This is a genomic window from Sinanaerobacter sp. ZZT-01 (assembly GCF_035621135.1).
In the GTDB taxonomy this organism is placed as follows: domain Bacteria; phylum Bacillota; class Clostridia; order Peptostreptococcales; family Anaerovoracaceae; genus IOR16.
Map to the genome: position 1 here is coordinate 1,333,879 of NZ_CP141728.1, position 12,759 is coordinate 1,346,637.

Below are 12,759 nucleotides of genomic sequence, written 5' to 3' on the forward strand. Positions count from 1 at the left end.
GTTATTCATCCTCCAATTCCAAAAATTCGTCAGCAAAGTCTAAATATGCTTCTGCACCTTTTGATTTTGGATCATAAACAGTAATTGGCAATCCAAAACTAGGCGCCTCTGCCAATCTTACATTCCTTGGAATAACAGTTGTATAAACTTTTTCTTTAAAATATTTTTTTACTTCTTCTACAACTTGAATAGATAAATTCGTTCTTCCATCAAACATGCTTAAAATTACACCTTGAATTTCCAGATCCTTATTTAAACTTTTTTTAACAAGCTCAATCGTACTCATTAACTGACTAACACCTTCTAATGCGTAAAATTCACATTGAATTGGAATTAAAACACTGTCTACAGCCGTAAGCGAATTAATTGTTAAAAGTCCTAAAGATGGCGGGCAGTCAATAAAAATGTAATCATATCTTGATTTAATTTTATCAAGCGCTTTTTTTAGTCTTTTTTCTCTTCCTTCTAATTGAACTAATTCAATTTCTGCTCCTGCTAAAGCAACACTTGCTGGAATAATATCTAAATTTTCAATACCTGTATTTAAAATAGCATCAACAGGTTCTAATTTTTCATTAATCATCACTTCATAGCTTGTTCTTTCCAAGCCTTTTTTCGTTATTCCCATACCGCTGGTTGTATTTCCTTGAGGATCAATATCTAAAACTAAGACCTTTTTTCCTTTTAATGCAAGACATGCCGCTAAATTTATATTTGTAGTTGTCTTTCCTACTCCGCCTTTTTGATTAAAAATTGCGATTGCTTTTCCCAAATTATTCACCCCGCTACTCTGTCTAGTTCTGTTTTACCTATTCATTATATACTAGCACTATTTATTTAACCATATCTTTTTACTATTTCATTAAATAATAAGCTGTTTTTTTATATTTCATTATAAATTAATTCACTTTCTGTTTTATGCCTATATTTATTACGTAATTTAGCTTATTAGATGTAATTTTATTTTAATGTTTCACGTGAAACATATCTTTTTTATACATTTTTTTTAATCTAGAGTAAAAAAACAAAATATTGTTTCACGTGAAACAATATTAAAAAGTTTTATATAAATGAAAATGCCCTTATATAAATTATACATATGATATTATAATTTTACGCCATATTATTATTTCTAATAAAATAATATGATTAAATTAAAGTCACAGCTAAATAGATCTTTTTAATAATCAGCTCTATTTAGCTGCACTTATCAAACATAATTTATTTTTAAAAATCAGGCATGTTTACGCTGATATTCATTTTTAGGTATAATAATTCGAACTTCAAAATGATCTCCCCTGTCTTCTTGATAATACTTTGCATCTTTTTCCACATCACTAATAGAGAAAAAAGCCTTTTTAATAGTATTGATATATATTTTATAATTTATAAACTTTAATTTATCTGTTTTACGACTTTCTTCTTCTGTTTTATTTAAAAAATCATCAATTAGTTTTTCGCTTTGTTTCACATTAAGGTTATGATCTATAATCTTTTGAAGCAACTGAATTCTGAGCTGATCGTCATCTATCTTTAATAACGCTCTTGCGTGTCGTTCTGTAAGCTGATTTTTTGCCAATAAAATTTGAATATCTACCGGTAATACCAAAAGTCTAATTTTATTCGATATGGTTGATTGTTGTTTCCCAACCTTTTTAGCAATTTCACTTTGAGTTAAACCGTGTTCTTCCATTAAGCTTTTATATGCAGCAGCCTCTTCAATATAACTAAGATTTTCTCTTTGAACATTCTCAATCAATGCAATTAATGCAACGTCTTTTTCATCTGCATCCTTTACCACAGCAGGTATTTTTTTTAATCCTGCCATAATCGAAGCACGAAGCCGTCTCTCTCCTGCAATTAAAAAATATTTACCTTCTCTATCTTTTTTTACAAGAATCGGCTGTAAGACACCAAACTCCGCAATAGAATCTCGAAGTTCTTCCAATTCCTTATCCTCAAATACCTTTCTTGGTTGATCCGGGTTTGTACAAATCCAATCGACAGGTAAATCAATTTGCGTTCCTTTCTTTAAACTAAACATTTTCTTCCCCCCCTGCTTTTCAAAACGAAATTTAACTACCTTTATAATACCAATTAGCTTGTCCAAAGGGAATGACCTTTCGGTCAACAAAAAACCCTTGAAATCGTCATTTCAAGGGTTCTTTAGCGGGTGTTCCCGCTTTTCTCGGATATTTTGCTGCCGTACTGCTTTGTTTTTTAATCCATAAAATCTGATGTTCCAGATTCACATCACTGATTTGCAGCGGCTTTTTTTCTTCTAAAACTCCACCTAAAATCTTAATTGCTTTCTTTGCCTGCAAGATTTCTTCAGATACGCTCAAAGTTTTATATGGTGAAAAGTAACCTCCTATTTTCACAAACGGAATACAATATTCTGAAAGTACAGATAAGTTAGCAACTGCTCTTGATACGCATAAATCAAAACTTTCTCTGTAATCTTCTTTTCTAGCTAGCTCTTCCGCTCTTGCATGAATCAATTCAACATTGGAAATTCGTAATTCATCTGTGATCTGCTTTAAAATCTTAATTCGCTTTCCAAGTGAATCCATTAACACAAATTCTTTATGAGGATGCAGAATTGCCAGGGGAATACCAGGAAAACCAGCTCCTGTTCCAACATCAATGATTCGGCTTGAATCATTCCATGGTTCGTATGCGCAGATCATTACAGAATCAATATAATGTTTAAGTATAAATTCATTTTTATCACATATTGCAGTAAGATTCACATGCTCATTCCATTCTAAAATCTTATTCATATATTGAATCAAACAGTCCAGTGAATGTTGATTATAAGGTATTTCTAATTCGGATAAGGTTTTTTCTAATTTTTCCATATTCTATTTTTTTCTCCTCATCTTCTCAAGGTGAATTAATAATACATTAATATCTGCCGGCGATACACCTGAAATTCTAGAAGCTTGTCCAACAGAAAGCGGTTTCATTTGATTTAATTTCTGCTGTGCTTCAATTCGCAAACCATCCAACTTAGAATAATCAAAATCAGGTGATAATTTTTTTGTTTCCAGCTTTTTAAAACGCTCTACTTGCTGCAACTGCTTCACAATATATCCATCATATTTTATTTGTACTTCTAATTGTGTTATGGAATGTTTTGACAATTTCGGGCGAGCTGAATCTATCTCAGCAAGCAGGTCATAAGTCAATTCCGGTCTTTTCAGAAGTTCGGCTAATGAAATACGATTCTGTAATGGAGCACTGTTATATTTCTCTAAGAACCAATTAACCTCACTTGGTATAACTTCAACAGTTCGAAGCCGCTCTTTTTCATTTTCTGCATCTTGTTTTGTCTTTAAAAATTTATGATATCTTTCTTCTGAAATCAATCCGACATCATAACCACGCTGTGTTAAACGCAAATCTGCATTGTCTTGTCTCAGAAGCAGCCTATATTCCGCTCTAGACGTCATAATTCGATAAGGTTCATTAGTACCTTTTGTTATGAGATCGTCGATTAGAACGCCAATATAAGCCTCGGATCTATTTAGGATAAACGGATTTTTTTCCATAATTTTTAAAACCGCATTAATTCCGGCAATTAACCCCTGTGCTGCAGCTTCTTCATAACCGGAACTTCCATTAAACTGACCAGCACAAAATAAATTTTTAATTCGACGATGCTCTAAATTAATTTGAAGATCCAAAGGATCAATGCAATCATATTCAATTGCGTAAGCAGGACGAACGATTTCCAAATTTTCTAATCCTGGTATCGTCTTATAAAAAGCTTCCTGCACATCTTCAGGTAAGCTTGATGACATCCCTTGAATATACATTTCATCGGTATAAAGTCCTTCTGGTTCAATAAATAACTGATGTCTCTCTTTATCTTTAAAACGGTTTATTTTATCTTCGATTGAAGGACAATAGCGAGGTCCTACTCCTTCTATTTTTCCTCCAAAAAGTGCAGACCTTAAAAAATTCTCTCGAATTACTTTATGTGTTTCTTCATTCGTATAAGTAAGCCAGCAAGAAACCTGTTCTTTCTCCAGTTTATCATTCATGAAAGAAAATGGGACTATTTCATCATCACCTTTTTGCTCCTGCATTTTCTCAAAATGCATACTTTTTGCTAGTGCTCTCGCCGGAGTTCCTGTTTTAAATCTTCTCATAGCAAGACCATATTTTCTTAAATTATCACCTAATTCAGTAGAAGGTGCGAGTCCATTTGGCCCACTTTCATAAATCCATTCGCCAATGAATATTTTTCCTTTTAAAAAGGTTCCTGTCGCTAAAATAACGGCCTTGGCTTTATAAGCAGAACCTGTTTTTAAAATAACACCTCTTACTTGATTTTCTTCAACGATTAGATCGATGACCTCACCCTGCTTTAAATGTAGATTTTCTTCTTTTTCAATCGACTTTTTCATCTCTTCATGATAACGTGCCTTATCCGCTTGTGCACGCAGAGAATGAACAGCAGGACCCTTAGCGGTATTCAACATTTTACTCTGGATAAAAGTTTTGTCAATATTAATGCCCATCTGCCCGCCAAGTGCATCAATCTCTCTTACCAAATGTCCTTTTCCACTGCCACCGATAGACGGATTACAAGCCATCATCGCAACCGCCTCTAAATTAATGGAAAGCATTAAGGTTTTTTTTCCCATACGAGCACAGGCCAAACCAGCTTCACATCCTGCATGTCCTGCTCCAACAACAATTACATCATATTCATTCATCACATAATAATTCATAAGTTATAATCCTCTATTTTCCAAGACAAAAACGAGAAAACACTTCATTTATGATGTCTTCCGATACCGTTTCGCCGATCATTTCTCCTAGTAACTCCCATGCTCTTTTTATATCGACTTCAATAAAATCCATCGCTTCCATTTTTTTTATCATTTTCAATGCATCGTTAATAGACTGTTTTGCTTGTAAAAGCAGCTCTTTATGGCGCACATTTGTAACCATCATGCTGTTTTTTTGAACTAGATCACCACCGTAAACCATTTTTTCTATTTCTTCTTCCAGCTCATTTAATCCGGTTTCATTCTTCATCGAAGTATACAAAATAACAGCTCCAGGTAATGTCCTTTTTATTTCTTTCTCACAAAGGCTTATTTCTAAATCAGTCTTGTTAATTAATACAATGGTTTTTCTTTCTCCAATATAATTTGCAATCTCTAAATCTTCTTTCATAAGAGGCTGACTTGCATCTAGCATAAAAATAATAAGATCTGCCTGATTAAAGGATTGTTTACTCTTCTCAATTCCTATTTTTTCTATAATATCATCCGTCTCATGAATCCCTGCTGTATCAGTAAGGCGAATCGGTATCCCTCTAACGCTCATTGATTCTTCAATAATATCCCTTGTTGTCCCAGGTATTTCTGTCACAATAGCACGGGATTCTCTTAAAAAGGCATTCATTAATGAAGACTTGCCGACATTAGGTTTGCCTATAATCGTGACAGCAATACCATCTCTTAACATTCTCCCTGTATCAGCTAATGATAATAGTTTATCAATTTTATCGCCAATTAACAATAAACTTTCTTCCTGTTTTTTATAAGTTAGTACTTCAATATCTTCGTCCGGATAATCTAAATTTACCGCAATCTGCACCAAAATATCCATAAGATCAGAACGTATTTCTTTTATTTTACTCGATAATTCTCCCTCCATTTGAGAAAGAGCGACCTGAAAGCTTTTATCTGTCTTTGCTTTTATTAAATCGATTACAGCCTCTGCCTGTGATAAGTCCAGTCTTCCATTTAAAAAAGCTCTCTTCGTGAATTCACCTTTTTCGGCTAATCGAGCACCAAAACGAAGCACTAAAGCTAATGTCTTCTGTAATGAAATGCTGCTTCCATGACAATGAATTTCTGCTATATCCTCCATTGTATAAGTATAAGGTGCTTTCATAAAAACAGCCATAACTTCATCAATCGTTTGATTTGTTTGAGGATCTATTACAATGCCATATGTCAATCTACGATTAACGATTTGATGTTGTTCTGAATTTTTTTTACTAATCGGAATAAAAATCTGATTTAGAATATCTTTTGATTTTTCACCGCTCATCCGAATGATTCCAATGCCACCTTCTCCAAAGGCTGTGGCAATGGCAGCAATGGTATCTTCCATTTTTACTACTCCTCATTACATAGAAGGCTGCTTCCGAAGAAACAGCCTTTTTTACAACATTATTTTAATTCAATGATAACCCTTCTATAAGGCTCTTCTCCCTCACTTCTTGTCACAATTCCGGCTTTACTTTGTAAAGTCGCATGTATCACTTTTCTTTCATAAGGGTTCATAGGCTCAAGACGAACACTTTTCTTAGAATGAAGAACTTTATCTCCCAGACGATTTGCAAGTTGTTCCAACGTCTTTTCTCTCTTTTGCCTATAATTTTCCGCATCTACTACAACACGAATATATTTTTCTTTATCTCTATTCACAATCAAGCTAGTCAAATATTGGATCGCATCTAAAGTTTGACCCCTTTTTCCTATAATGGTTCCCGAATCCTTTCCCTCTATATCAACATAAACATTTCCTTCATTTTTATATCCTTTAATAGAAAGGTCCAAACCCATCTTTTCAGTTACTTCTTTTAAAAATGTAACCGCAGCATGCTCCTGTACTTCGACAAGGTCAGAAGGCCGTTCCCGAATTACGAGCGTTTCTTCTTTTCTCGAAGCTTTTGGTGCGCCCATTTTTTCTTCCTTATGAACTACTTCTTGCTTTTTTACTACAGGTTTTTCTGATATTTTTTCTCCAACTATTTTCTTTAATGATTTTTCTGATATTTTTTCTTCAACTATTTTTTTTGATGGTTTTTCTTCAATCATTTTTTCGACACGAACCTTAGCAAGTTTTGATCCGATTCCAAAAAATCCTTTCGTAGGCTCCTCTAATACGGTAACCTTTACCTCTTCTTTCGTAAGCTTTAAATCGATTAACGCCAATTTAACAGCTTCTTCTATCGTGGTTCCCCATTTTTCTGAATAATCCATCGTTTATTCCTCCATTTATTTCTTTCCCTTTTTCTTTGAAGCATCCTTTTGTGCTTTTGCTTTTTTCTTTAATTTATTTAGTATAATTGTTTGGAATACTTGAATCAAATTACCGAGAAACCAATAAATAGCTAAGCCGGCAGGGAAAGAGCGACCCATCCACACAATCATAACAGGAAAGAAATATTTCATCATTTTCATCATAGGATTTGCAGGGTTCTCTGCTGTCATCTGCGATTGTGACTGCGAAAGTGACATAGAAAAATAAGTAGTAATACCTGCAGCAATCGGTAAAATCCAGCTATCTGGCTGACTTAAATCTGGAATCCACAAAAAAGATTCATGAACTGCCATAATCATGCTTGAATTATCAATATAAGCAATTGGATTTCTCAAAAGTGCAAATAAGCCAATAATAATCGGAAATTGAATCAGCATTGGAAGACATCCAAGCATAGGATTAAATTTTTCTTCCTGATAAAGCTCCTGCATTTTTTGGTTCATCATTTCTTTATCATTTGCATATTTTTTTTGTATTGCAGTCATTTTTGGTTGTAAATCCTGCATTTTAGATGTATGTTTAATTTGATTTGCATACAAAGGGAACAGACATAGCCGCACAATTACAGTGAATACGATTAATGTGATAGCATAATTATCAATGAAACTATACAAAAAATACAATAATGATCCCAAAGGTATTGCTATAAATTTTGTCACTGTATTCATTACCTCCTAAATTTATGCAAAATGCATAAATTTTTTTTCCTATTTGTTTATTTTAAAGGATCATATCCTCCATCATGAAAAGGATGACACTTCAAAATCCGTATTATACCAAGATAACTACCCTTCCATGCTCCATACTTTTGCACTGCTTGAATAAAATATTCTGAACACGTAGGGTAAAACCGACATGTAGCCGGAAATAATGGTGAAATATATTTCTGATAACTTCGAATAAAAAATATGATTATTTTTTTCAAGTCCATTCACCTTACTTTAATTTCTTCCTTAAACCAGATCTTTTTATTGCGGCTTCCATAGATTTTTTCACATCCGCATATTTCAAATTTAAAATTGTTTTTCTGGCTATAAAAATAATATCATAGCCTATAGCTAAATCTTTTTCAATCGATCGATAGCTTTCTTTCATTAACCTTCTGGCTCGATTTCTAATGACACTTTTTCCTACTTTTTTGCTAGCTAAAAAGGCAGTTCTGTTATAAGCTTTTCCATTTTTTTTAAAAAAAAGGACAACATATCTATCACCAACAGATCTACCTTTATTATAAAGGGCAGAAAAATCCTTTTTATTTCTTAAAACATTCGGTTTTAGCATTTTATTTTCCAATCCTTTTGCAAAAAAACGAAACAAAAAGACCACATATTGCGGTCTCTATGCTGTTAAAGATTTTCTTCCTCTTGCTCTTCTTCTTTTTAACACATTTCTACCGTTCTTTGTACTCATTCTCTTTCTGAATCCATGCTCTCTTTTTCTCTGTCTAACCTTAGGTTGAAAAGTCTGTTTCATTTTCTACACCTCCTTATATCTGTAATTTGTGCAATACAATTTTACAAACTACAATATGTAGTCTTACTTCATCATATAATGACACAATTGCCTAGTTATTATACATTTAAACCCCTGCTATGTCAATGTTTTTATAGTATTTTGTAGCTTCTTTACCGTTCCATTATTTACTTCGAAAATAAATCCATCCGGCATATTTTTCAATAATGTTTTTCCGATTTCTGTAGTCGTTATAAAAATCTGTGTTTCATTCAGCCTATTTAATAGAAAAGTCTGCCTTTCTCCATCTAATTCAGATAACACATCGTCTAAAAGCAATATTGCATTTTCATTTGTCTCTTCTTTTATTAAAGATAGTTCTGCAAGTTTTAAAGAAAGTGCAGCTGTCCTTTGCTGACCTTGTGAACCAAACTTTCGAATATCTATCTCGTCAACGCTAATTTTTAAATCATCCTTATGAGGCCCTATGCTTGTACTTCTATGAAAAATATCTTTTTTTAAATTTCTCTTAAGCGCATCTAAAAAATATTGTTTCTGCTCTTTGATATCCGACCCAAATTGTAAGTTAGTCTCATAATTAATTTGTAAATTTTCTTTTTCATTCGTAATCTTGGAGTGCAGTTCTTTACTGATTCCATTTAGTTTGTCTATAAATTTCTTTCTTTCTATGATAATTTTAGATCCATATTCTACTAATTCTTCATTCCAAACATCCAACACCTGCTGATCTATTTCTTGCATTTTTAATAAAGTATTACGATGCTGCACTATTTTTTTGTATTTTCCTAGATTTTTATAATAAACCGGCCTTAGCTGACATAATTCTCGGTCAATAAATCTCCTTCTTTTTTCCGGCTCTCCTTTTACAATCTTTAAATCTTCCGGAGAAAAAATTACTGTATAAACATGTTCAAGTAAATCAATGTTTTTTTGAATTGCCACTCCATCAATTTTAATTTGTTTTTGTTTCTCTGCATAGCGTATCTCAATTTCTAGTTTTTCTCCATTTTTTACAGTTGTACTTTTTGCAGAACAATATGTTTGATTAAATCCTATCATCTCTGCATCTCTGCTCGTTCTAAATGATTTTCCAAGACTCATAATATAGATAGATTCTAATAAATTTGTTTTTCCTTGTGCATTATTTCCGGTAATGATATTTACTTTCGGATGAAATACAACATCTTGTGTTGAATAATTCCGAAAATTATGCAATTCAATTTTATTGAGGTACATCGCGTTCTACCTTAATTAGTTGCAATTCTTACAGGCAGAACCAAATATTCAAAAGCATTTCCTTCAACTGGTTTTATAACACAAGGACTTATACTGCTATTAAATTGTAAAATGATCTGCTCATCTGTAACTACTTTTAAAACATCTAAAACATATTTTGAATTAAATCCGATTTCTAGATTATCACCTAATTTTTCAATCATAACTGTTTCTCTAACTGTTCCTTCTTCTGAACGAGAAGTAATTTCCATGCTCTCGCCTTCTATAGAAAATTTAACCAAATTATTTTTTCCTTCTTTTGCTAATAAAGAAGCTCTTTCTATACTTTCTAAAAAATCACTTCTATTAAGAATAACTCTACAATTGTAATTTTTAGGTAAAATATCATTATACTTAATAAATTCCCCTTCTAAGAGGCGCAATACAATTCTAGTGTCCTGCATTGTAATAACAGCTTTTTTTTCATCTAATATCATTGAAATCGTCTCTTCTTCGGAATCCATCATAATTTTGTTAATTTCATTTAAAATACGAGCAGCGATGACTAGTCTTTGTTCTTGTTTATTGTCCATCTTTTCCCTATTTACAGCCATTCGGAAGCCGTCTAGTGCAACCATCGTTATCTGCTCTAAGGAAATATCCATTAAAACACCTACAATGATCCCCTTTGATTCATCAATGCTGGCAGCAAATGAAGTCTTTTTTATCAATTCTTTTAAAATCTCTTTTTCAATAAACAATGACTGTTGTTCTAGTACAATTCCAATATTAGGAAATTCATCAGCAGGTAAGCCGACAATTGTAAATTCGGAAGACATGCAGCGAATGAGAATTTGATTATTTTCCATTTGATGAATTTCGATTGTGTCATTTGGTAATTTTCTAATAATATCACTGAATAATCTGGCCGATACAACAATTGCACCTGGTTCAGAGACGGAAACAGTGATTGTTTTTTCAATACTTAGATCCAAATCTGAAGCTGAAAGTCTCAATTGGTTATCCCCAGTTGTTTCTAAAAGGATACCTTTTAGGATTGGAAGAGTTGTACGAGTAGTAACAGCTTTTGAAACAGTATTCAAAGCTTTTGATAAAGTTTGTTGTGTACAAGTAAAGTGCATGAGAATGCCTCCTTCTTATAAATAAAAGTTAGTAACAGTAGTAATAGGGCCTGTGGATTTGTGGATAACTTCTGTGGATAAGTAAACGTCACAATCCTCCCTGTGAAAAACAATGTGCATAAAGAGGATAAAATTGTCTTTGAAAATTTTGTACCTGTGGATTAAATTTCTTTTATTTGTGATTCTAATGAAGCGATTACGTTTTTCAAATCTTCATTTTCAACGATGGAAGCTGAAATTTTTTCGTAAGCATGTAAAACGGTTGTATGATCTCGATTTCCAAATTCCTCTCCTATTTTAGGTAAGGATAGATCCGTGAGCGTTCTGCATAAATACATTGCGATTTGTCTTGGGAAGGAAATGTTTCGTGATCTTTTAGAGGATGTCATGTCAGATTCTTTGATGTCAAAGTGTTTGCAAACGTTTTGTTTAATAGTAAAAGGAGTTATTTCTGTGTTTTTGGAAGAAAAGACATCCTTCAACACTTCTCGAGCCAATTCTTTTGTAATTTTTTGATTGGTTAAATTTGCATAAGCAATGACTCGAATAAATGCACCTTCCAATTCCCGTATATTGGATTGAATTTTTTCTGCAATGATACCAATTACATCTAAGAGCGTATCAGAAATTGCGATTTCTTCCAATTCTGCTTTTTTCATTAAAATAGCAACTCTCGTTTCATAATCCGGGGCTTGTATGTCTGCGATTAAACCCCACTCGAATCGGGAACGCAAGCGTTCCTCTAATGTTGCAATTTCTTTCGGAGGCCGGTCGCTTGAAATGATAATTTGTTTATTTGCTTCGTAAAGAGTATTAAACGTATGGAAAATTTCTTCCTGTGTTCGTTCTTTTTTCTCAATAAATTGAATATCGTCAATCATCAAAACGTCAATACTGCGATATTTATTTCGAAACTCCACATTTTTGTCAGTTCGGATTGCTTTAATTAATTCATTCGTAAACATCTCAGAGGAAACATAAAGAACTCTTACCTTTGAATTTTGCTGCAAGATATAGTGTCCAATCGCGTGCATTAAATGTGTTTTTCCAAGTCCGGCTCCGCCATAGATGAACAAGGGGTTATACGCTTTAGCCGGCTGTTCTGCAACAGCTAGAGAAGCTGCATGTGCAAACCGATTGTTATTTCCAATGACAAAGGTGTTGAATATGTATTTGGGGTTTAAATAGAGTTCATCGGTAAAAGCATGTCCCAAAGCACCACTGTTGTTTTGTGTTACCTGAGCTTCCTCTGGAGAAATAAATGAAACCTTTAAATTTTTTCCAAAGGCCTGCTTTACTGCATTTTCAATAACTGGCTTGTAACGTCCCTCTAGAATCGATTTTGAAAAATCACTATAAAGCGATAGATATAAAATTCCCTCTTTATCATCGACATTAATCGGGGATAGAGGAGAAATCCATGTATCAAAGCTGACGGGCGTTAATTCAGGTTGAAGAAGCTCCAGAGTTTTTTCCCAGAGTATTTTTATATTATTCATTGGTACTCCATTCTAAAAAAATAAGTATATTGATAATCTTTCTAGCATAATTGCGTACAGTTATCATAACAAAAAAAGTTATCCACAGGCAATACCTAAAAATAAATAATGAAAAAATCAGACTTCCAGAAGTTATACACAATTTGTGGGTAAAATGAGTAAACCTGTTCACAATGCATAGATGTTGTGTAGAATTTTGGAAAAAATGAAATAAATAATGTATTTAAAAGGGGAAAAATAAAATACAAAGAAAGTTAAAAAAGATAAATAAGGTGATATATATATAAGATTAAGAGGACGAAACGAAAGCGAAAAACGCCGATTAGAGAGACGAAAACCAATCTTTTAATATT

The 12,759-nt window shown here is 32.9% G+C and carries 13 protein-coding genes; all 13 read right to left on the reverse strand.

Going from position 1 to position 12,759, the window contains the following annotated elements; translation table 11 throughout:
* Position 1: 1 nt before the first annotated feature.
* Positions 2–772 (reverse strand): AAA family ATPase, encoded by a 771-nt coding sequence (locus U5921_RS06480; protein ID WP_324825646.1) that lies wholly within the window; start codon positions 770–772, stop codon positions 2–4.
* Positions 773–1,234: 462 nt separating this feature from the next.
* A complete protein-coding gene (locus tag U5921_RS06485) occupies positions 1,235–2,044 on the reverse strand; it encodes a ParB/RepB/Spo0J family partition protein (RefSeq protein ID WP_324825647.1) in 810 nt (269 codons plus the stop codon).
* 106 nt (positions 2,045–2,150) lie between these two features.
* On the reverse strand, positions 2,151–2,861 hold the full coding sequence (gene rsmG / locus U5921_RS06490) for a 16S rRNA (guanine(527)-N(7))-methyltransferase RsmG (RefSeq protein WP_324825648.1): 711 nt from the start codon (positions 2,859–2,861) through the stop codon (positions 2,151–2,153).
* Between the two features lie 3 nt (positions 2,862–2,864).
* On the reverse strand, positions 2,865–4,742 hold the full coding sequence (gene mnmG / locus U5921_RS06495) for a tRNA uridine-5-carboxymethylaminomethyl(34) synthesis enzyme MnmG (protein ID WP_324825649.1): 1,878 nt from the start codon (positions 4,740–4,742) through the stop codon (positions 2,865–2,867).
* Between the two features lie 13 nt (positions 4,743–4,755).
* On the reverse strand, positions 4,756–6,141 hold the full coding sequence (gene mnmE, locus U5921_RS06500; protein ID WP_324825650.1) for a tRNA uridine-5-carboxymethylaminomethyl(34) synthesis GTPase MnmE: 1,386 nt from the start codon (positions 6,139–6,141) through the stop codon (positions 4,756–4,758).
* Positions 6,142–6,200: 59 nt separating this feature from the next.
* The gene (gene jag, locus U5921_RS06505) at positions 6,201–7,016 is read right to left on the reverse strand and encodes an RNA-binding cell elongation regulator Jag/EloR (protein ID WP_324825651.1); all 816 of its coding nucleotides are present in this window, start codon (positions 7,014–7,016) and stop codon (positions 6,201–6,203) included.
* Between the two features lie 15 nt (positions 7,017–7,031).
* Positions 7,032–7,745 (reverse strand): YidC/Oxa1 family membrane protein insertase, encoded by a 714-nt coding sequence (locus tag U5921_RS06510; RefSeq protein ID WP_417765046.1) that lies wholly within the window; start codon positions 7,743–7,745, stop codon positions 7,032–7,034.
* A 47-nt stretch (positions 7,746–7,792) separates the two neighbouring features.
* Entirely contained in the window at positions 7,793–8,008 is a 216-nt protein-coding gene (gene yidD, locus U5921_RS06515) for a membrane protein insertion efficiency factor YidD (RefSeq protein ID WP_324825653.1), read from the reverse strand.
* Positions 8,009–8,013: 5 nt separating this feature from the next.
* Complete coding sequence (gene rnpA / locus U5921_RS06520) at positions 8,014–8,358, reverse strand: ribonuclease P protein component (protein ID WP_324825654.1); 345 nt, start codon at positions 8,356–8,358, stop codon at positions 8,014–8,016.
* 57 nt (positions 8,359–8,415) lie between these two features.
* Positions 8,416–8,550, reverse strand: coding sequence for a 50S ribosomal protein L34 (rpmH, locus tag U5921_RS06525; RefSeq protein WP_206460147.1), 135 nt, complete (start codon positions 8,548–8,550; stop codon positions 8,416–8,418).
* A 117-nt stretch (positions 8,551–8,667) separates the two neighbouring features.
* Positions 8,668–9,786, reverse strand: a complete 1,119-nt coding sequence (gene recF, locus U5921_RS06530; RefSeq protein WP_324825655.1) for a DNA replication/repair protein RecF — start codon at positions 9,784–9,786, stop codon at positions 8,668–8,670.
* An 11-nt stretch (positions 9,787–9,797) separates the two neighbouring features.
* Positions 9,798–10,907 (reverse strand): DNA polymerase III subunit beta, encoded by a 1,110-nt coding sequence (gene dnaN, locus U5921_RS06535; protein WP_324825656.1) that lies wholly within the window; start codon positions 10,905–10,907, stop codon positions 9,798–9,800.
* A 161-nt stretch (positions 10,908–11,068) separates the two neighbouring features.
* Complete coding sequence (gene dnaA / locus U5921_RS06540; RefSeq protein WP_324825657.1) at positions 11,069–12,406, reverse strand: chromosomal replication initiator protein DnaA; 1,338 nt, start codon at positions 12,404–12,406, stop codon at positions 11,069–11,071.
* Positions 12,407–12,759: the final 353 nt, after the last annotated feature.